Source organism: Bacillus aerius (assembly GCF_029894105.1).
GTDB classification, from domain to species: domain Bacteria; phylum Bacillota; class Bacilli; order Bacillales; family Bacillaceae; genus Bacillus; species Bacillus altitudinis.
This window is the reverse complement of record NZ_JARYHO010000001.1, coordinates 877,860-899,009: the sequence shown is the minus strand read 5'-3', so window position 1 is coordinate 899,009 and position 21,150 is coordinate 877,860. Positions and strand designations below refer to the sequence as shown.

Annotated in this window: 20 protein-coding genes and 1 tRNA gene; 2 read left to right on the top strand and 19 right to left on the bottom strand. The window is 39.7% G+C overall.

The window, feature by feature from the left end; all coding sequences use genetic code 11:
• Positions 1 to 94 precede the first annotated feature (94 nt).
• The 4 genes from M2353_RS04620 to queG all read right to left on the bottom strand — a co-directional run bounded on the left by M2353_RS04620 (position 95) and on the right by queG (position 5,062).
• On the bottom strand, positions 95 to 1,990 hold the full coding sequence (locus tag M2353_RS04620) for a PrkA family serine protein kinase (RefSeq protein ID WP_284725032.1): 1,896 nt from the start codon (positions 1,988 to 1,990) through the stop codon (positions 95 to 97).
• Between the two features lie 442 nt (positions 1,991 to 2,432).
• Positions 2,433 to 2,906, bottom strand: coding sequence for a tRNA (uridine(34)/cytosine(34)/5-carboxymethylaminomethyluridine(34)-2'-O)-methyltransferase TrmL (gene trmL / locus M2353_RS04615; protein WP_003211950.1), 474 nt, complete (start codon positions 2,904 to 2,906; stop codon positions 2,433 to 2,435).
• A gap of 43 nt (positions 2,907 to 2,949) precedes the next feature.
• Positions 2,950 to 3,852 (bottom strand): amidase domain-containing protein, encoded by a 903-nt coding sequence (locus tag M2353_RS04610; RefSeq protein WP_008349082.1) that lies wholly within the window; start codon positions 3,850 to 3,852, stop codon positions 2,950 to 2,952.
• Between the two features lie 61 nt (positions 3,853 to 3,913).
• Positions 3,914 to 5,062, bottom strand: coding sequence for a tRNA epoxyqueuosine(34) reductase QueG (queG, locus tag M2353_RS04605; RefSeq protein ID WP_026050065.1), 1,149 nt, complete (start codon positions 5,060 to 5,062; stop codon positions 3,914 to 3,916).
• An 83-nt stretch (positions 5,063 to 5,145) separates the two neighbouring features.
• Here queG and M2353_RS04600 point away from each other — a divergent pair, with 83 nt between their 5' ends.
• The gene (locus tag M2353_RS04600) at positions 5,146 to 5,742 is read left to right on the top strand and encodes a hypothetical protein (RefSeq protein WP_008349086.1); all 597 of its coding nucleotides are present in this window, start codon (positions 5,146 to 5,148) and stop codon (positions 5,740 to 5,742) included.
• A gap of 96 nt (positions 5,743 to 5,838) precedes the next feature.
• On the opposite strand, the gene M2353_RS04595 is transcribed toward M2353_RS04600, so the two are convergent.
• The 12 genes from M2353_RS04595 to M2353_RS04540 all read right to left on the bottom strand — a co-directional run bounded on the left by M2353_RS04595 (position 5,839) and on the right by M2353_RS04540 (position 15,106).
• A tRNA-Gly gene (locus M2353_RS04595) sits at positions 5,839 to 5,912 on the bottom strand.
• A gap of 127 nt (positions 5,913 to 6,039) precedes the next feature.
• Entirely contained in the window at positions 6,040 to 6,720 is a 681-nt protein-coding gene (locus tag M2353_RS04590; RefSeq protein ID WP_284725031.1) for a hypothetical protein, read from the bottom strand.
• 79 nt (positions 6,721 to 6,799) lie between these two features.
• Complete coding sequence (locus tag M2353_RS04585) at positions 6,800 to 7,081, bottom strand: hypothetical protein (RefSeq protein ID WP_008349089.1); 282 nt, start codon at positions 7,079 to 7,081, stop codon at positions 6,800 to 6,802.
• Complete coding sequence (locus M2353_RS04580; RefSeq protein WP_008349091.1) at positions 7,078 to 7,983, bottom strand: PqqD family protein; 906 nt, start codon at positions 7,981 to 7,983, stop codon at positions 7,078 to 7,080. Before M2353_RS04580 ends, M2353_RS04585 begins: the two co-directional genes overlap by 4 nt.
• Entirely contained in the window at positions 7,967 to 9,433 is a 1,467-nt protein-coding gene (locus tag M2353_RS04575) for a hypothetical protein (protein WP_024719931.1), read from the bottom strand. Before M2353_RS04575 ends, M2353_RS04580 begins: the two co-directional genes overlap by 17 nt.
• Complete coding sequence (locus tag M2353_RS04570; RefSeq protein WP_008349096.1) at positions 9,411 to 10,157, bottom strand: ABC transporter ATP-binding protein; 747 nt, start codon at positions 10,155 to 10,157, stop codon at positions 9,411 to 9,413. Before M2353_RS04570 ends, M2353_RS04575 begins: the two co-directional genes overlap by 23 nt.
• A 115-nt stretch (positions 10,158 to 10,272) precedes the next feature.
• Positions 10,273 to 10,485, bottom strand: a complete 213-nt coding sequence (locus tag M2353_RS04565; protein ID WP_003211695.1) for a hypothetical protein — start codon at positions 10,483 to 10,485, stop codon at positions 10,273 to 10,275.
• A 541-nt stretch (positions 10,486 to 11,026) separates the two neighbouring features.
• Positions 11,027 to 12,169, bottom strand: a complete 1,143-nt coding sequence (gene ssuD / locus M2353_RS04560) for an FMNH2-dependent alkanesulfonate monooxygenase (RefSeq protein ID WP_284725030.1) — start codon at positions 12,167 to 12,169, stop codon at positions 11,027 to 11,029.
• 14 nt (positions 12,170 to 12,183) lie between these two features.
• The gene (locus M2353_RS04555) at positions 12,184 to 12,972 is read right to left on the bottom strand and encodes an ABC transporter permease (protein WP_284725987.1); all 789 of its coding nucleotides are present in this window, start codon (positions 12,970 to 12,972) and stop codon (positions 12,184 to 12,186) included.
• 44 nt (positions 12,973 to 13,016) lie between these two features.
• Positions 13,017 to 14,006 (bottom strand): aliphatic sulfonate ABC transporter substrate-binding protein, encoded by a 990-nt coding sequence (locus M2353_RS04550; protein WP_284725029.1) that lies wholly within the window; start codon positions 14,004 to 14,006, stop codon positions 13,017 to 13,019.
• A gap of 14 nt (positions 14,007 to 14,020) precedes the next feature.
• Positions 14,021 to 14,788 (bottom strand): ABC transporter ATP-binding protein, encoded by a 768-nt coding sequence (locus tag M2353_RS04545; protein WP_284725028.1) that lies wholly within the window; start codon positions 14,786 to 14,788, stop codon positions 14,021 to 14,023.
• Between the two features lie 162 nt (positions 14,789 to 14,950).
• A complete protein-coding gene (locus M2353_RS04540) occupies positions 14,951 to 15,106 on the bottom strand; it encodes an FbpB family small basic protein (protein WP_034647783.1) in 156 nt (51 codons plus the stop codon).
• A gap of 265 nt (positions 15,107 to 15,371) precedes the next feature.
• Between M2353_RS04540 and M2353_RS04535 the strand changes: the two genes are divergently transcribed.
• Complete coding sequence (locus M2353_RS04535; RefSeq protein ID WP_019743963.1) at positions 15,372 to 16,664, top strand: homocysteine synthase; 1,293 nt, start codon at positions 15,372 to 15,374, stop codon at positions 16,662 to 16,664.
• Between the two features lie 124 nt (positions 16,665 to 16,788).
• On the opposite strand, the gene M2353_RS04530 is transcribed toward M2353_RS04535, so the two are convergent.
• From M2353_RS04530 to ltaS, 3 genes are all read right to left on the bottom strand, one after another.
• The gene (locus tag M2353_RS04530; protein ID WP_096880954.1) at positions 16,789 to 18,141 is read right to left on the bottom strand and encodes an IS1182 family transposase; all 1,353 of its coding nucleotides are present in this window, start codon (positions 18,139 to 18,141) and stop codon (positions 16,789 to 16,791) included.
• 132 nt (positions 18,142 to 18,273) lie between these two features.
• Positions 18,274 to 18,840 (bottom strand): signal peptidase I, encoded by a 567-nt coding sequence (gene lepB, locus M2353_RS04525; protein ID WP_039170157.1) that lies wholly within the window; start codon positions 18,838 to 18,840, stop codon positions 18,274 to 18,276.
• Between the two features lie 156 nt (positions 18,841 to 18,996).
• The gene (ltaS, locus tag M2353_RS04520) at positions 18,997 to 20,940 is read right to left on the bottom strand and encodes a lipoteichoic acid synthase (protein WP_007497007.1); all 1,944 of its coding nucleotides are present in this window, start codon (positions 20,938 to 20,940) and stop codon (positions 18,997 to 18,999) included.
• Positions 20,941 to 21,150 lie beyond the last annotated feature (210 nt).

The window sequence follows — 21,150 nt, the reverse complement described above, 5'->3', positions numbered from 1 at the left end:
CCATTATCGTATGCTGGCCGTCGTCGAAATGACGATGATTTTTAAAAAAGACATTACCGGTGCTGGTTTGCGCCAATAATGCCTCCTTCATTTATTAACGATTCAGAAGACTGCCTACATATTTTAAGAGTTCATTTGCACTTGTAGAATTATAGCCATGCTCATCAATCAATCGCGCCACTACTTCATTGACCTTTTTCAACTGTTGCTCATCCGGCGTTTTCGTCGATGTCGTAATTTTCACGACATCTTTCAAATCGGCAAAGAGTTTTTTCTGAATAGCTTCTCGTAATCTCTCGTGAGAATTATAATCAAAGCGTTTTCCCTTTCTCGCATAAGCTGAAATCCGAATAAGGATTTCTTCTCTGAATGCCTTTTTGGCGTTTTCAGAAATGCCGATCTGTTCCTCAATTGAACGCATGAGCTTTTCATCAGGATTCATTTCTTCACCTGTTAACGGATCACGCAGTTTGTTTTTATTGCAGTACGCCTCGACATTATCTAAGTAATTATCCATGAGAGTTTTCGCAGACTCCTCATAGGAATACACAAATGCCTTTTGAACTTCCTTCTTCGCCATATCGTCATACTCTTTTCGTGCGACAGAAATAAAATTCAAATAACGTTCCCGATCTTCACTTGAGATCGATGGATGCTGATCGAGTCCTTCTTTTAAGGAACGGAGGACATCCAGTGCATTGATGGATTCCATGTTCTTTCGAATAATAGTGGATGAAATGCGGTTAATGACATATCTCGGGTCAATTCCGCTCATTCCTTCGTCATGAAATTCCTTTTTCATCTCATCAATATCAACAGATTGGAAACCTTCGACACTTTCCCCATCATACAGTCGCATTTTTTTCACCAAATCGATATCAGACCGCTTCGGCTCTTTCAGCCTTGTCAAAATAGAGAACATCGCAGCCACCTTTAGCGTGTGCGGTGCAATATGAACATCTGAGACATCACTTTCTGAAATCATCTTATGATAAATGCGTTCTTCCTCTGTCACCTTTAAATTATAAGGGATCGGCATCACAATAATTCTTGAGTGTAAAGCCTCGTTCTTTTTATTCGAAATAAATGACCGATACTCCGTTTCATTCGTATGTGCAACAATCAATTCATCCGCACTAATCAACGCAAAACGCCCTGCCTTAAAATTTCCCTCCTGCGTTAATGAAAGAAGATGCCATAGAAATTTCTCATCACACTTTAACATCTCCTGAAATTCCATCATTCCACGGTTCGCTTTATTGAGCTCTCCATCAAACCGGTACGCACGCGGGTCTGACTCTGAACCAAATTCAGCAATCGTTGAAAAATCAATACTTCCTGTTAAGTCAGCAATGTCCTGAGATTTCGGATCCGACGGGCTGAAGGTACCAATGCCGGTCCGTTTGTCCTCTGAGAAAAAAATTCGTTCCACTCTCACATCTTCAATGCGCCCACCATATTCCTCTTCGAGCCTCATCAAGTTCAAAGGTGATAAATTCCCCTGCACACGTATGCCGTATTCTCTATAGAAATCCTCCCGCAGATTTTGCGGAATGAGATGAAGCGGATCTTCATGCATTGGGCAGCCTTTAATCGCATAGACTGCGCCATGATCTGTTAGTGAATACTCTTCAAGCCCTCTTTTCAGCCTTGTGACAAGCGTCGATTTCCCGCCGCTGACTGGACCCATTAACAATAAAATACGCTTTCTGACATCTAAACGTTTAGCCGCAGGGTGAAAATACTCTTCCACTAGCCTTTCCAATGATTCCTCTAAACCAAAAAGCTCCTGATCAAAAAATTTGTAGGTTCTGACCCCATTCTCCTCTTCAATCCCGCTGTCCTTAATCATATGATAAACGCGAGAATGAGCAGATTGAGCGACAAGTGGACTTTCTTTAATAATATCTAGATATTCGCTGAATGTACCTTCCCATTTCAGTCGCTGCTCTTCTTCTCTGTGCTGTTCAATTTTCTTTAAAATATCCATATGAACCTCCTCTTTCAAGATTGAAGCTAGAAATCAGATACTGTTTTACAATCTATGCGGAGGCGTCCTATTACATGCTTTCGTTCTTCAAAATGACGAATTGGCAAACTGAATTGACAACCATCCGCAAGACCCTTCATAATAAAGGAAAAACAGGAGAAAAATGATCTTCATCTCCTGCTTTTCAAGGCGAACTTCGCAACATATGAAACCGGCAGCAAAGGAACAAAGGGATAAGGGGGAGCTTATATGAGAACGGTCATTATGATGGGCGTCATCATTACGTTTTTAGTATCCATTTTCACAGCTGGCTACGAAGGCAAGCCTGGCAAATGAAAAAAAGGATGTTCCATCAGCGGAACATCCTTTTTCATTTCGTTCATATTTTCAGCACTTACATATTCACTGAAAGCGAGATGGGATCTCGGCTTTTATCATGTTCTTATATCAAATCTCGGTATTGTTGCTGGCGAAGCGCCTCATACACAAGAATCGCTGCCGTATTCGATAGATTCAGTGAACGAACATGCTCTGTCATTGGTAAACGTAGACAGCGATCCATATTCCGTTCAATCAAATCTTTTGGCAATCCACTTGTCTCTCTGCCAAATACGAAGAAGTAGTCTTCATCTAGTTGCGAGTAATCGAACGTTGTATGCGGCTTTTGCCCAAACTTAGTGATATAGAAAAATTGCCCCTTCGGATGAGCCTCAAACAATTCATCTAATGAATCATGATAGACGACATTGGCATATTTCCAATAATCGAGTCCTGCACGCTTCAGCATTTTATCATCTGTCGAAAAACCAAGCGGACGAATCAGATGAAGTGTTGTATTTGTTGCTGCACATGTTCGCGCAATATTTCCAGTATTAGCTGGAATTTCTGGTTGATATAAAACGACATGAAGTCCCAAAAAAGTTCACCTCTAATTTTCTTTTCCGCTCAACATTATACCATTAACTATCCTTCGGAGCATCGTCCAAAATGTGAAAAAACGTATAACGTATACTAGGTGTATAAGCCGTTGAATCTTCATACGACCAGTAACGCATACGACTGTCATACGTTTGTGCATTCACAAGAGGCATTCCGCCTTTATCATGATCAACGACAATGGTTGTATGATTATACCTACCGTCACCCTCAAAATCGTAGCAAATAACATCACCTATTTGAAGCTCTTGCGGCTCCTTGAGCTTCTTCGCTCTCAACCCCGCTTTGGAATTCGCTAAATAATTTTTCATCGAATGTGCCACCGTCCAGCTGTAGCTCCATGTATGTGGACGAACCCACCAGCCAGATCCACGGTTCGGATATCCTCTCGTTGGCGCATTCCCTGCTTTTAGACATTGTGAAATAAAATTCGTACAGTTATCTTCGAAATTTTTATAGGCTGGATTCCGTTTATTCCAATACGTCTCAGCATATTGAACAGCTGCACGCCGGTCATAGTGAAAAGCTCTTCCAAATTGGTCTTCATTTTGGAAGCGCTCATCCACCTGATCTTCCTTTTGTCGTTCTTCTAACATCATCCGATCTTTCACAAGCATGTCGTTATAAAGAAACGCTTCTCTTTTCTCAACCTGTTCCTCTAAATAAAAAGAATCGTCTATATCCTTACAGACATAAGTGAGGTGAGCGAGATATTGGACTTGCTGAGCTCCATCATCTTGAATAGCTGAATCGAGAAGTTTTGCTTTTGCTTTCGCCTTGACAATCTCAACTTGTCTTCTTGCAAACAGCTCTTTCTTTCGCTCCACAGCGTCCACATCAGACATCAGCTGCGGCTGTTTGATCGTACTGCCATTTAATAAATATGCCAGTCTGTCTTCTAACGTTTGTTCTAATAATTGTTTCACACAGACACCACCAAACTTTTTTTAACATCTCTGTTTGGTTCATTCTATGTTCAATGGGAGGTTATTTAGTATTTAAAGGTGTTTGTAACAATTCAATCCCTTTGATGATCTCTTGTTTTGCTTCTTCATCACTTTCCCGTTCAAGGGCTTTTTCGAGTTCTGAAAGCTGCTGACCATCGCCAATTTTACCGATTGCCCAAGCAGCCGTGCCTCGAATGACCGGTCTTGGATCTTTATGCATCAGGTCAACCAAATCTGGCAAAGCAGATGTATCTTTAAAGTGAGCAAGTGCCAAAATGGCATTCCGCTGAATAGGCTTTTTCCCTCGCCATGATCCAGAAACATGACCATACTTCTCTTTAAACTCACGATTGCTGATTGTCAGCAGTGGCTTTAAGAGTGGCTTTGCAATTTCAGGGTCCGGCTCCATTTCAGGATGTAGATGAAAGTCTTTCCCTTTATTAATTGGGCAGACCGTTTGGCACGTATCACATCCATACAACCGATTCCCTATTTTCGAGCGAAATTCGTCAGGTAAAAACCCTTTTGTCTGTGTTAAAAACGAAATACACCTTTGAGAATTGAGCTGGCCTGGATTCACAAGAGCACCCGTTGGGCATGAATCCACACATTTATTACAAGTTCCGCACTGGTCTTCTATTTTCTCATCCGGTTCAAATGGAACATTTGTAATCATCTCAGCCAAATAGACATAAGATCCGAACTCTGGTGTGATAATCATACAGTTCTTTGCACTAAAGCCAATGCCAGCACGTTCGGCTACAGCACGGTCAGACAATTCACCTGTGTCCACCATTGATTTTGTCCGTATATCTTCGTGTTTACTGCGCAAAAATTCTTCAAGCATGTCGAGCTTTTTTTTCAGCACAACATGATAATCAGTTCCCCATGAAGCCCTGCAAAAAATCCCTCTTCTTGCATCCTTTGTACTTCGGGGAGCATCTTTCATTTTGGAAGGGTATGCGAGCGCAATGGCGACAATTGATTTTGCTTTTGGAAGCAGCAAAGCAGGATTTGTTCGTTTTTCGATATCAGGCTCTTCAAAACCGGACAAATACCCTAACGATTCATGTAAGATGAGGCGGTCCTTTAATGAATCAAATGTATCAGCACTTGCAAATCGAATTTTATCGACACCAATTTCGTTCGCATATTGAATTAACTCTTCTTTTAATTGTCCAACATGAATCACCTTGCAAACCTCCTTTCTTTGTTTCTTCAGTTGTTTTCAGTATAATACGAGTGTATCATGACCGATTGGAGTGAGTCACTGTGAAGATACAAATGGAAATCTCCCAACCTCAAAGCCCGTCTATCCATGTTGGACAGATTGAATATTCACATATTGAGATAGGGAAATCCCCTCAAATGTTAAAAGGCCGACTGCGCCTGTTTCAAGAATCTTTGTTTTTTGAATATGAAGATCAAACTTTGGAAGAAGTACCAGCGATCAAAGAATGGACGAATCTTCTAGAAGGTATCCCCTTTCTTCCGCTTCTTGCTGATATTCAAAAAGAACAATTTATTGACTCGACCAATTCCGTACAGGATTTGTCGATATTTTTTTCACTAAAATATTTCTTGCCTATCCTTACATTAGATGCCGATCAATTGAAAGGGCCTCTTTCATTATCCAAAAATGAAACTGGTCATATTGAATGGCAGGATGGCGCAGAGCTTAAAGGGTTATTTTCTCAAGCAAGTAAAGCTCAAATTTCTCAAGACACAAAAAGCATTCTTCAAATCATTCTCTTCCCACCATCTATTTCCCGGGAAAAGAGTGAGGCACTTATACAATCCTTGACGAAGATGTTTATACAAATACATGGTGGAGAAAGTAAATATGAACTCATTGAAAAAGCACTGTAGGTGACAGTGCTTTTTACATTATACTGACATAATAAAAAACGCAACACTTCGTTTATCTATGAAACGAAATACTGCGTTATAAACAAAATTATGTATTGGAGCGGGTGATGAGAATCGAACTCACGACATCAGCTTGGAAGGCTGAGGTTTTACCACTAAACTACACCCGCATCAATCTTTTAGAGACAACGTCATTGCGTTGACTTTTATTATGTTACAACTTTCTTAACAATTCGTCAAGAGAATATGAAGATTTTTCGTCAAAAAATTTCATATTCTCCATATATATTACGATAGTTATTTGTCTAGCTGCAAATACACCAAATAAGCCTGCTTTACATCTTTTAATTCCTCTTTCAGATTCTTTTCAGAACCTGTTAAACCAGAAAACTCATGGTTCATTCCAGTTGTGATGGTAGTAGAAATTAATTTTTTCTCTCCAGGAGACATGTGAAAAAGATCTGAAGCTGATATCGTTGTGTTTCCTCCCACGTCCTGTTTGAAATCCATGCTAGTCGAGAGTTTCGTTAGTTCGCTTTGCTCTTTATCTTTCCATAAGCTATACGTTACTTTTAACAGATCATCTTTTTCATCTTCTAGCTGATAGATAAAATTCACACTGTTATCGACGCCATTTTGATGAAGGTCAATGGTGATTTTTTTTGTATCTTCTTTTAATAATTGTCCATCTTTGTAATGCATACCGATCAAGGATACACTTTTATTACTGCCTTTTAGTCCTTTCACTGTCATCGCTTCAAACGGCTTATCTGATAATGCTTCCAAAAGACTTTTTTCATTTTTTGTTAGTTTCATAGGTTCGACAGTTACTTCATCGTGAGTTGCTGTTTCCTTATTTTTCTCTGTTGCAGGTTTTTCTGAGACCGTTTTCTCTGTCGTTGTTGTTTCTGCAGCCTTCTCGCCGCATCCTCCTAATAGAAAAACAGTCAATAAAAGAATGCTCCATTTCTTAATCATTGATATCCCCTTTTATACTTTTATTTTTTATTATACTAAAATTTGGTTGATTATACAAAAAAAGATTAGGAAAATTCTCCTAATCTTTCGCTTTTTTCTGTTTCATGGCTGATAGGAATGCCACAATGAGAAAACTGACAGCAAAAATGACAACCATATAAATAAAAAAGTTTGGTTTGATTTGGAACGTAAATGCAGACGAACCTTCCATCTCAAAAGCAAGACTGTTAAATAATAATTCATTATTTGTTTTTGATTGAAATAAGTGATAGAACAGAACACCAATGGTCAGCATCGGAAAACCTAAGAAACCTAAGAAACTACCAACAATTGCACCTTGTTTCATTGCCTGAACGTTCATGATCGTTGTCCTCCCATTCCACCAAGCAATAACTGCTTCATAATAGACTTACCATCCCCCATAAACGGAAGAAGGTAGAGTAATTGAATAAAATACGTGATTGAAAAAATGAAAAACCCTGTCGAAATTGGATTTTCTTTTAGAAATAAAACAGTCACAATGATTCCGGCTGCGCCAATGAGCCCCGGCAAAAGCGGACCAAGTAGTGTAATCCACACCTGTTTTTTCTGAAACGGATCTAAAACAGGCCTCACAAATTTCACAGACATCATATCGCTCGCAAAAAAGCCTTGAGGACCATCCCGGCCGGCGAACTTCCGATGTGCATACCCATGTGCCGCCTCATGCAAGGCAGTTCCAGTAATTAATCCGAAATAAATAATCGTAAAATAAATGGCAATGGCTGCAATCGATGGATCAGGAATAAATAAAAAGGCGATTCCCGCCATGATCATAAAGAGCACCCAGAAAAAGATGATTTTGCGCGTCACCATCAGCAGAGCCGTACCCAATATGTGAAGAAATGAATGACCCGTGCAGTCAAACCGCTCTTTCATCTTTACTTGATACTGCTTAAAAAATTGACAGAAGGCTGTGACAGTCCGATATGGCGATTGATAATGAATCGATAGCAAGTGATGCTGATTCAGCCCCATCATCAATTGATAAAAATCGCGGGCAATCACAGACTCATCGACCTGAAACAAATCGGCGAGTTCTGCCGTAATACTCGCCTCTGTCCTTTGACCATCCACTTTCGTTAACATATGATATGCACTTTCGTTAATTGGAAGTGAGCTTCCGTACTGCGTATCAGTCAAATGCCTTTTTTGTAAAGTCACATATGGCGCAAGTGCCGGCACCCGCTCAATCTTTAGCTTATTGTTAAGAAGTTGAATCATGTGAATACCTCCATGAAAAACCTTTATATATGGCAAAGATGAGCAGACATTCAAATCCTGCCACAAGCAGCCACTGAAGCATTTGACTCGATTCCCCTATCACATAGTTTCCAATAAATACAATCGGAATCATGATTAAAATAAGCGCTCCAAACGAGAAAATACCTGTGTATGGATTATTTCGATCAAGGGGTAATAAAATACCTACCACATAAAAGAGAGCCGTTGCATTACACAAGACAGCAGCGCCAATCAACACGATCCAGATCTGATCCGGGAGCGTCAGTGTTGTGATCATAAATAAAACAATTTGGATCACACCAACGAGCAAAAGTCCGAGAAACTTATAAAGAGCCACTTCCCACGGCCTTAGACCAAACGTTTTATACATCCCAAGCATTCGTTTATCATTGCCAAATGAATTAAAAGCTGTTAACCCAGCTAGCGCACATAAGACAAAAAAAGCTTCTCCTTCAAAGCGGAAGGCAAACTGATAACGGACAAATAAAATGACAATAAGGAGGATGAGAAAGTTTAAAATATTTTCTTCATTTCTCACTTGTGACTTTATTTCCTTTACAATGAGTGACCACTTTTTCGAAGATGAAAATGGTAGTTTGTGCAGAAAGGTTAACGCTTTTTTCTCAGCCATAATTGGCATTAAAGCAAGAGAAATAAATGCGCCTCCCGCAGATAATAAGATGAAGAGGATCAAAATCGCATAATTCACCCCGTCAGGAGACATCCCTTGTGCCGCTAAGAAAAACGGCGCTGTAAAATACATCAAATGATAATCAAACTGTACATATGATTGCTGTATTTGATTGATGTCGAAATGTGTCATTCCATACGCTACAACTAGCGCTAATAAAACAAATATCGCTGCAAATTTTTGCAACGGTAATTTTAATTTTAGTACGAGTAAATAAGTCACGTTGTAAATGAGCTGAAGCAGTGTTAAGACAAAGAGCGATTGCAAAAGCACCATCAAAAAGAATGTAAGAATAAAGAAAATACCGATCCCTTGTGCAATAAAATTAGGTAAAAGCAAGATCCCGATGAAAAATAAAACAAGCCCTATCACGACTGTCACCATCGGAATGAAGTAACCAAGACTTTTTTGAAAGGTAGACAGCGGAAACCAGCTGAGCTGCATAGAAAAACGATCTTGTTCAGGTGTTCTGACTTTGATCAGCACAAATAACAAGCTTGTAAAAATGGATGCATTGATTGCCATCGACACAACCAACAACCCAAGTGACCGTTCATCTCCATTTAAGAAAGCCTTCATAAAGACACCCGTAAAACTGTATCCGATGATGGCTCCCATTGTGACTGCAAACAAAAAGAATAAGACCACAATGATTCGCTTCGTTTGAGTATCAAAGAGCTTATACATCTCCTGCTGCCACATTTTAAGCATCATTTTAGAAATGATTAATGATTTCATCAAAATGTGCACCCCTATCACTTAACATTGAAGCTTTCAGAAACACCTGTTCCAATGTGCTTGATTGATACTTTTCTTTTAAGGCTGAAACCGTCCCTTCATCCATTTTATTTCCTTTAGAAATAATGGCGATCTTGTGGCACAGCTCTTCCGCTGAAAGCATATCATGCGTTGAAAGCAAGATTGCACCATGGTGCTCGGCATAACGTTTCATCAGTTTCTTTGTGTTTATAACCGCTTCAATATCAAGTCCTCTAAAGGGCTCATCCATGATCACTAATTGACTCTCAAGCATAAAGGCAGCAATCAGCTGTGTCTTTTTTTTCATTCCATGGGAATAGGTTTCAATCGGTCTTGATAAAGCTGATTCCATATCAAACAATTCAATTAGTTGATTTCTTCTTTGAATTGTTTTACATTCATACATAGAAGAAACAAAATCTAAATATTCAGCACCAGTCAATGCTTCAGGGAGCAGCAGATCATCTGGAACATAGGCGACTTGTTTTTTAAAGGAAGGATCATCATTTGTGACGTCCTTGATATGAATGGTTCCTTCTGTATGCTTAATGATGCCGAGTACACAGTTAATCATCGTTGTTTTACCGGATCCATTTGGTCCAGCCACAGCAACGATTTGATGAGGGGCAATTTTCAAATGAAAATCATTGACAGCAGTCACGTTATTTTTATACGTCTTGGTTAAATTCTCGATCGTAAACATATAACCTCCAAGTGTCTGCATATTCTTTAAAAACAGATCAGGCTAAACCGCCCGCCACAGACGGTTTAGCCCTGGTGTCTTATCTAAGAAGTAAAAAGATGAATCCTAAGTATAGCTACTTACATTCAATTTGGACTTTTAAGCCACTTTCCCACTGAACGGCTCCTGTAAAGCTACCCTTGCCGTTTGCTAAACACCAAACTGCTGCTCCTAGAACAACTGTTGCTCCCAATCCAAGAAGGACAGCAACAAATACTAAGAACCAAGCTTGGTCCATAATAGCAGGTTCCATAGTGGAATAGTCAACTTGCGGCGCTGCATAAGTCATACTTTTCACCTCCCAGCTTATGATGATCGTATCATAGGCGTCACACTCCAAACATCAACAGAAGATCCCTTTTTTGACCGAACATATTTTCGTGTAAATTGTGACTTTTTATTCAATTATTCATGTTCAACTGTATAAATTCTCCCTTTTTTACTATTTTTCACCACAACATAAGAACCACAAAACCCATATATTGGCAATAAATCCATCTTTTTTCTGCCTTTTTTCAAATAGTTCATTTTCATCATCTCTTCTATTTAATCTTTCATTTTTTTGAGATAGAAAGAATTCCCCCGATATATCAGATATAAAAGTCCTAATTATATGTCGTTAACACATCAAATACGACATATTAACTGATAATTCCGACAAAAGAGTGAGCATATTTTCCTTCTTCTCTTGTCTCTTAAAATATGTATATACAAGAAATCCTGTTGGGAAAAAAGCCCTTGCCTTCTTCCACAGCACATATCATTTTACTTGCTTCTCTTTCTATAAAAAAAGCAAAGCAGCCCGACAAGTATGACTGCTTTGCTTTCATTTATGAGGAACTTGCAGCAGAGGCTGTATCAGGAAAGTAATTGTTCCCAATAATTTCACCAGCAGGAACGTGTGGTCCTGCATCACCATTTCTTTTAAATGGGAGAAGCGGGAAAACAAGTTCTGCTAAATAATAAGATTCTTCTAAGTGCGGATAACCAGAAAAGATAAATGTATCAATACCTAGAGACTGATATTCTATTATACGTTCTGCTACTGTATGCGGGTCCCCGACGAGCGCTGTTCCTGCCCCGCCTCTAACTAAGCCAATGCCCGCCCAAAGATTAGGGCTAATTTCAAGTTTCTCTTTATTCCCTTGATGTAATTCAACCATTCGTTTTTGCCCTACTGAGTCCATCCCTTGTAAAGTCTTTTGCGCCTCATCAATAGTCTCATGATCTAAATGACGAATCAGATGTTCCGCTGCCTGCCAAGCTTCATCTTCCGTTTCCCTCACGATCACATGAAGTCGAATACCAAACCTCACCGTTCTTCCCTCCTTTTCAGCCTGCTTTTTCACTTGTGCGATTTTCTCTTTTACTTGTGCAGGCGGCTCGCCCCAAGTTAAATAAACATCTGTATGTTTTGCAGCGGCTTGAATGCCTGCTTCTGATGATCCTCCAAAAAAAACGGGTGGATGTGGTGTTTGAGCTGGTGGAAATAACAGCCGTCCATTTTGTGTTTGCAGATGCTTCCCTTGAAACTGAACATTCTCTCCTTTCAATAACCTCTTCCAGATGGTCAAAAATTCTTCTGCTGCCTCATAGCGTTCATCATGAGAAATGAATAGCCCGTCTCCTTCAAGTTCTTCTTTACTTCCTCCCGCTACAACATTGATCAGCAGTCTCCCGCCTGAAAGCCGATCAAATGTGGAGGTCATTCTAGCAGCAACAGATGGCTGCATCAACCCTGGCCGAAGAGCCACAAGAAACTTTAAATGGGTTGTTTCTGCAGCTAAAGCGGCCGCTGTCAGCCATGGATCTTCACAAGATCTACCAGTAGGCAGCAAGACCCCTGTGTACCCAAGCTGATCGGCAGCTTGAGCAATTTGTTTAAAATACGGATAGTCTGCCTGTCTTGCCCCTTTCGAAGATCCTAAATAACGCCCATCCCCATGCGTTGGAATAAACCATAGAATATTCATCATATCGCCTCCTATTATTTTTCACCTTGATAACTTGTGCGCCATTTGAGCAGTCGCTTTTCTAACAGCCGTACAAATGAATCAGTCATCTTACCAACTACCGCAAAGATGATAATCCCTACAAACACTTTATCCGTTTGCGAGAATTGTCTTGCATCCATAATCATGTAGCCGACTCCACTACTCGACCCCATCAATTCAGCCACCACTAAACCAAGCCAGGCAATGCCTAATGAAAGCCTCACGCCCAGAAGAATATGAGGAAGGGCAGCAGGTAAAATGAGCTTTGTGATATTTTGATACAGATTAAACTCTAAAGCGCGAGCCACATCGAAAAGCTTGTTATCTACACTGCGAATTCCTAGAAAAGTATTGATATAGATCGGAAAAAAAGCCCCAAGTGCAATCAATAAAATTTTCGCTGATTCATCAAAACCAAACCAAAGAATAAATAAAGGAGTCACCGCTAAATGAGGAACTGTTCTCAGCATTTGCAAGGTCGGATCTACATAATGCTCGGTTTTCCTAGAAAAACCGACACACAGACCCATCGCAAGTCCTAAACCTCCCCCAAGTAAAAATCCGCATATTGCTCTGTAGAGACTGATGTAAAGATGGCCAAACAGCTCACCGGAACGAATCAACTCACGAAAAGATTCCGCAATGACAGTGGGTGCAGGTAGTACAGTAGAAGAAACGATTTGGGAAGCAGCAGCTCCCTGCCAAATCGCAATGAGTAAAGCAGGTAATACAAATCCTTTTAACATGATGAAGGATGAAGCTTTTCTCCTTTTTTTCTTCATTCGCTCAGTTTTAGTCACAAGGGCTGGGTTAGATGCAGCTTTCATCAACTCTTCTCCTCTTTCAGCATTTTTTCAATAAACGAATTATCTACCACCCGATTGACATCAATCTTCCGCTGAATCGCCTTTGTTTGATATTGAAAATCAGCTGTATGCTGCTGAGCGTTTATGATCTTCTTAGAAATAGGCTCATTGAGCGGCTCTGTATTGTTTAATACTTGTGTCACCACCTTCTGATCTAATTGTTTCAAACGAGCATAAAGTGTAATGGCTTCCTGTTGATGGTCTTTCTGCCATTTCACCGCTTTGTCATATACTTTTAAAAATTGCACCACTAGTTCAGGGTACTCATCGGCAAACTTGGATCTGACAAGTGTGAATCCAGGTGAATATAAATCGGTCGCTTCTCCATTAACCAGTAGCTTTGCTCCCTTTTCTATCGTTTCAAGTGATAAGAACGGCTCCCAGATCGACCAAGCATCAACTGATCCATTTTCAAACGCAGATATTGCCTCATCCGGCTGAAGCTGAATGATCTGAACATCCTTTGCAGATAAACCAGCCTGATCTAATACTTTGTATAAAAAGTCAAAACCACTGCTTCCTTTGGCAACGGCGATTTTTTTTCCTTTTAAATCTTCTACTTTTTGAATCTCACTGTTCTTATTCACTAAAATTCCATTCGCCTTTAACCCATCCTGAGATAAACCAATTTCCTTAAAATCAATACCTGCTGCCTGACCAGCTATAACAGGTGAATTACCAACCTGTGAAAAATCTAATTGATTGGCGGCGAGTCCTTCGAATTGGGGAGGACCACTTTGGAACTCCACCCACTTGACTTTCACACCTTCTTTTTCAAATGATTGCTCAAACCACCCTTTTTCCTTTGCTAAAAGAAGTGGGCTTAGACTTTGCTGAATCCCAATCCGAATCTCTTTCGGCTTGTCTTCTGATCCATTCGCTGCTTGACCACACCCAGCTAATACAAGGAGGATACCCAGAAAGAGAACGATCCTTTTTTGCCTTTTCATTCAATTTGACCTCCTTAAATTCCTGAGCCATTCGTCAGTAACAGCTCATCTGTTTTCTCAAATTCTGAAAGCACCTTTTGTCTTAAGCTCTGAAAAGCTGTTGACGTTCTATTCCGCGGGAATGGTAAGTTCAAGGGAAGGATTTTATGAATTCGACCGGGTCTTGCTTGTAACAGCACAATTTCATTGGCTAAATAAATGGATTCGTCAATATCATGAGTGACAAGCACCATCGTTGTTCTTTTCTCCTGCCAAATATCCAGCAGTACATCCTGTAAGTGTTTCCGTGTAAATGCATCTAGCGCACCAAAAGGTTCATCAAGCAATAAAATCTCCGGATCACGCAGGAGTGCTCTTGCAATAGCAACACGTTGTGACATCCCGCCTGAAAGCTCATGTGGATAGGCGTGTTCAAAACCTTTTAACCGAACAATTTCAATTAATTCATCCACTTTGCGGCGAACAGACGCCTGTTTTAAATTGAAATTGGCAGCGATATTTTCTTCGACCGTCAGCCATGGAAACAAGCGATGCTCTTGAAAGATAAAGCCCTGTTTCATTCCTGGTTCTACCACACGCCTTTCTCCTATCACGATCTGCCCATCATAATCTGTATCAAGGCCTCCAATCATCTTCAGCAATGTACTTTTCCCGCATCCGCTCGGACCAATCACCGTCACGAATTCACCAGGAACGATGGTGAGCCTTACGTTTTCAAGCACTTGAATGGTTTGTTTGTCTTTCCAAAAAGACTTATCCACAATATCAATGGAAATAGTCATTGCAAGTTCACTCCTCTTGTCATCAGATAGATACACAGAAAGGCCCTTATCCCAAAAGAGAGATAAGAGCCTTCGTGTTGTCCGATCAGCTATTCATATTGAGTTGTTAGCACCATCCTAAATCATATTATTCCTATAAATCAACTATATTTTATAAAATGGTTATTTCGACCTTGTATGCTTTTCATCAATACGATCGTAAATTTCTTCTATTCGTTCTTGATTGCTGTAAATCTCATATTTGTTCCGCTCAATCAAAATGTCTAATGTGATATCCAAATGTTTTCTGTATTTTTTTCGTTTTTTCTTTTTCTCCATCTTCAGCTTCCCTCCTGATTAAAATAAAAAAAGGCCCTTCACTCATGCCTGAGTGAACGAGCCTTCGGTTGACCGATCAGCGATTCTTGTTGGTATTTTCAGTATGCTTATGTTAATACATACTATTCCGACATGTCAACTATATTTATTGTTTTTTCAGATTTATCTAAAAAATGATTGACCGGGCAGTAAACAAGATTTATAGTCTTATTAAATATTTCTTATTAAAGTAGTTGGTTTTATCTAACAAAAGGAGGATACACACATGTCAGAAGAACTTCAATTTCGTTTAGAAACAAAAGCAATTCACGCAGGTCAAGAACTGGACTCAGCCACCTATTCAAGAGCTGTACCTATTTACCAAACAAGCTCTTTCGGTTTTAGAGATAGTGAGCATGCGGCGAATTTATTTGGACTTCAGGAACCCGGTAATATTTATTCACGTATTATGAACCCTACAAATGATGTGTTTGAAAAACGGATCGCTGAGCTTGAAGGTGGAATTGGTGCACTTGCTGTCTCCTCAGGACAAGCAGCGACCACTTACTCCATTTTAAACATTGCAGGAGCTGGTGACGAAATCGTATCCTCCAGCAGTCTGTATGGCGGCACATATAATTTATTTGCGCATACCTTGAAAAAGCTTGGAATAACAGTAAAGTTTGTGGATTCCTCAAACCTTGAAGAACTTGAAGCAGCCATTACAGATAAAACAAAAGCAGTGTATGCAGAGAGCATCGGAAATCCAAAAGGCGACATTTTACATATTGAAGCCGTATCAGCCATTGCACACAAGCACCACATCCCTCTAATTGTGGATAATACACTTGCCAGCCCTTATTTGTTAAGACCGATTGAATTTGGCGCAGACATTGTCGTCCATTCAGCGACGAAATTCATCGGCGGCCACGGCACATCCATTGGCGGAGTCATCGTCGACAGCGGTAAGTTTCCTTGGGGTGATAGCGATAAGTTCAAAGGCCTGACTGAACCAGACCCAAGCTATCATGGCCTGACGTATACGGAAGCAATTGGCGAAGCGGCTTATATCACAAAAGCACGTGTACAGCTCTTACGTGATCTAGGGGCGGCTTTATCACCATTCAACTCATTTTTACTCTTGCAAGGCTTAGAAACATTGCACCTTCGCCTTGAACGCCACAGTGAAAATGCATTGAAGACAGCACAATTTTTACAAGATCATCCTCTTGTAGAATGGGTCAGTTATCCAGGTCTTGAAGGCCATGAATCCTTTGAGCTGGCTCAAACTTATTTACCAAAAGGACAAGGCGCCATCCTCACATTCGGCATTAAAGGTGGCAAAGACGCAGGAAAAAAACTCATTGATTCAGTTCAGCTTTTCTCACATCTTGCAAACGTAGGCGACTCTAAGTCACTCATCATCCATCCTGCCAGCACAACGCATCAGCAATTAAGTGAAGCAGAGCAAAAAGCCACAGGGGTGACACCAGAACTTATTCGTTTATCTGTTGGAACTGAAGCGATTGAAGATATTCTGGCAGATCTAGAACAGGCGATTTCAAAAAGTCAGTCTTAACCAAACAAAAAAAGCACACGCCTGTGTGCTCAGATTGTAGAGAAACTCATGTTTTTCTACAATCTTTTTTATTTTCATCGTAATGATGATGGATGAGATTGAATGAAAAAGGCCTCCCACACACCTAACCTAGCTTCGCTAGATGTGTGGCAATCTTCTTCATGTTCTGACAGGCAGCTGTGAGAAGAACTTGCTCACTCACATTTTGTTTTCCCCTCAACCGGCAGTAGCGAAGCCCGTGCAGTTGTTTTGAATCTGCAAAGCTTCGCTCTATTTTTTCTTTTCTTTTTTTATATAGCTCTTTTCCAGAGACAGATAGACGATTTTGTCTGATCTTTTCTTTATGTTCTTCCCATATGTGTCTTGAGATGACTTTTTGATGATTTTTCGACCTTGTGCATCTTTCAAGGAAAGAACACGATGCACATTTTTTAGGATCTGATTTGTAGAATCGATAACCCTTTCGATCAGTTGTTGTATATAATAGCTTCTCACCATTTGGGCATATGTAATGATCATGTTCAGAGTCATACTTGAATTTCCACTTCTCAAATAAACCTCTTGTTGGATGAAAGCGTCTATGTGCGATGACACCAAAAATACGGCGATCTGATAAACCTTTACAGATTGGGGTCGTCAAATAACCAGAATCAAGGGCAACAGCTTCTACTTGAAAACCAAATCGTGCGATTTGGTGATCCAACCGATCAAGATACGGAACAGAATCATGGACATTACCGGGCGTGATGTGGGCATCCGTGATGATATTGTACTTCATATCCGTTGTACGGTGGTCTAGGTAGAAAAAGCCTTCCGGTTTGTTTTCACGATAAAGATAGCCACTTTCAGGATCAGTCGTACTTTGACGAATGTCTTTTTCCGTTTTCACCTCCTCTTTTACCTTTAAGGGCTTTTTTCCGTGTGCCACCCGATCTTCTTGGATCGCTTCTTCTAAATCATTTATATAGTTCTGGGTATCTTGTTCAATCGTTTTTCTCATATATTTATGTTTATTGGCATTGGCTTTAAGATGAGTTGAATCAGTAAAAAGAACGCGGCCTCCTACCATATCATGATTGATAGCTTGAAGCACAATCTCGTCGAAAATGTCTTGAAAAATCGTTGTATCTTTGAATCGAGTACGACGATTCCAGCTAATGGTCGAGTGATGAGGAACGGGGTCATTGATGTTCAAACCTAAAAACCATCTATACGCCATGTTATAGTAAATTTCTTTTTCAAGTTGTCTTTCAGAACGGATACCGTACAGGTATCCGATAAACATCATTTTGAACAAAATAAGTGGATCAAGAGAAGGACGACCTTTATTCTCGCTATAATACGGTCTTACTTTATCTACGATAAATGAAAAATCAATGTACTGATCAATTTTACGAAGCAGGTGATCCTCTTCGACCAGTTGATCTAGTAATACAAATTCGGCTTCGTGCTGAGAAGAATTTCTAGTGTGGAACATGAGAAAAACACCTTCCTTTAGTGGGCTTTTCTCTATTATAAAATGAGGAGATGTAAATTTTAAGGAAAAAAATAAAGCTGTCGAGATTTTCTCGACAGCCTGAGCACACGCCTGTGTGCTTTTTCTTATTGATTAGTGATTGATTAAGCGAATATCTTGGAAGGGATAAAACACGAATGATGTTGTCCCTTGAATGTCACTCTTTGTAAAAAGACCTAAACCATTGCGACTGTCCATTGAGTTTTGGCGATTGTCACCCATGACAAAGTACTTTCCTTTAGGGACTGTAAGAGGACCAAAATCAGGTGTCAGCAAGGTGCCATCTGCGGCAGCTTTCTTTTTGTTTGATGCTAAATAAGGCTCCGCCACTTTTTGACCGTTCACATATAGCTGGTCATTTTTCATTTCGATTTTATCACCAGGTAAACCAATCAATCGTTTCACATAGTGAGTACTGCGGTCTTCCCCATCAAGAACAATGATCTGTCCGCGTTTATAATCGCCGAAGTAATCGACTGTTTTATTCACAAACACCCGCTCTGTATCATGCAGTGTCGGTTCCATAGAAGTCCCCTTCACAATATACGGTGCGAATAAAAAGTTACGAATAATAAAAACAGCAATAAATGCGATTAAGATGGCTTTGATCCAGCCCCATAATTCTGATTTCTTTTTTTGTGTTTTTGTATTTGTTGTCATAAGCTCCTCCTGAAATCCCCTAGGACAAAATGAGTTATCGCCAGCTGACCGCTGACGCCACGCTTGTTTCTCCCTAAATATAAACATATTTTGCCAACAAATCAAGCTGTAAGAGAGAAAAAGGCAAGCACCTTTCTGTGCTTGCCCAAAACTCAGTTAGTTAGCAGAAGAATCCGCTTCTGTCTCTTTGTTTGTTTTACCATAGAAATAATCAGATGGATTCACTGGTTTAAAATCAGATAGCTTATGGAATCGAAGAAGATCCCTGTACAGTACTTTATCTGACAGGCTTAACTGATTATCAACACGGGCTTTAATCGCTTCTGTCTTTTTGTTTTGTTTCACTACTTTACCCGTTTTTGTATCGTAGACCGTATTATCTACAAGGGTATATTTTGGTGTCACATAGTTTCCGTTACGGAATGCAACAGTTTGATCGTGCTTCTTAGAGAATAAATCTGTTCCAAAATTCACGTACTCATTTGAATCAATACCTTGTAAGTGAAGAAGCGTTGGCATCACGTCTACTTCACCGCCATACGTATGATTCACGCCGCCTTGTTTCCCAGGGATACGAATCATGAGCGGTACACGCTGATTTTGTGCATTTTGATATGGCGTAATTTCTTTCCCTTGAATCTCACTCATTGCACGGTTATGGTTCTCAGAAATACCGTTATGGTCACCATATAATAGAATCACTGAGTCTTTATACAGACCCGATTTTTTCAAGTCCTTAAAGAATTGTTCTAATGACTCATCCAAGTATCTCGCTGTTTGGAAATAATTATCCACTGTTTTATCGCCAGTTGTTGCCTTAGCGATTGTCGCATCTTTCTCATCTAAATTAAATGGATAATGGTTGGTCAATGTCATTAAGTGTGCATAAAATGGCTTTTTCATTGATTCTAACATTGGGATTGATTCTTTAAAGAATGGTTTATCCTTCAGACCCATGTTTACAAGGTTTTCTTCATCCATGTTGTAATAAGATGCATCGAAGAATTGATCAATTCCCATATGTTTATAAATCGTGTCACGGTTCCAGAAAGATTTATAATCCCCGTGAAGCACTGCACTCGTATAGCCTGCTTTTTGATCTAAGATGGCAGGAAGTGATTGGAAGGTATTTTCACCTTTTGTCACAAACGCAGCACCCTCTGGCAAGCCAAACATACTATTATCCATCATGAGCTCAGCATCAGAAGTCTTCCCTTGACCAGTCTGGTGGAAGAAGTTATCAAAATACGTAAAATCTTCTTTTCCATGAGCTAGTTTGTTTAAAAACGGCGTCACTTCTTCTCCATTTAACTTGTAGTCAATTAAAAATGACTGGAAGCTTTCTAAATGGATTTTGATGATGTTTTTTCCTTTTGCTTGACCAAAGTATTCTGCATTTGGTTTCGCATAGTGAGAGGTCGTATAGTTCACGACATCCGTTAAATCATCACTGCTCGCATTTGCTACCTGCGTTGCATTTTGTGCGGTTTGCACGCCGTCATAAATCGCATAGTTATAAACACCTAAATATTTCACAATATACTTATGATCAAATGTTCTCGTCAATAATTCTGGACGATCTTTTTCAGCTAAGTGTAGGTTAACGAAGAACAGTCCAACACCTGCAGCCACAATCAGCAGTGCGAAAGTTTTTTTCATTTGGAACTTCTTCACTTCTGGTCTCCAAATGACAATGGCAATTAAAATGATGATATCAAGGAAGTACAAAAGGTCATGCGGCTTAATACTTGCTAACACACCGCCGGTCATACCTCCCCCAAGATTACCGGCTTGTTTCATTGTCGGGAATGTTAAAAAATCATCAAAGAAACGATAGTACGCTACATTCGCATATAAAAGTGCGGTCATAATAAAATCAATGACAATTAAAACAATGGCCGATTTACGCCCCTTCAAAAAGAGAGCAAGTCCTAAAAACACGATGGCTGAACTGAATGGATTTAATAAGAGAAGACCCTCTTGAAAAGATCCCTTCACTCCTAAATTAAAGTCCATTTTGTAGGCTGTGTACGATTTTGCCCAAAATAGAAGAACAGCCAAAACAAAAAAGCTATATTTGTTCGCAAATATTTTTTTCATAAAACCTCTTCTTTCTTATTTTCGATCTGATATAAATGAAATCATAAAAAATTTACATTGATTTTGCAAATGTAAATCTTCTGCACCAAGCATTCCGATGCTCTTTTCTCCGCAGGTTACATGTGCTCCTTTAATATAACGAATAAGAAGCATCATAAGTTTCAAAAAAATACGAGTAAATAAAAGGAAAAATATCCATTTACATTAAAT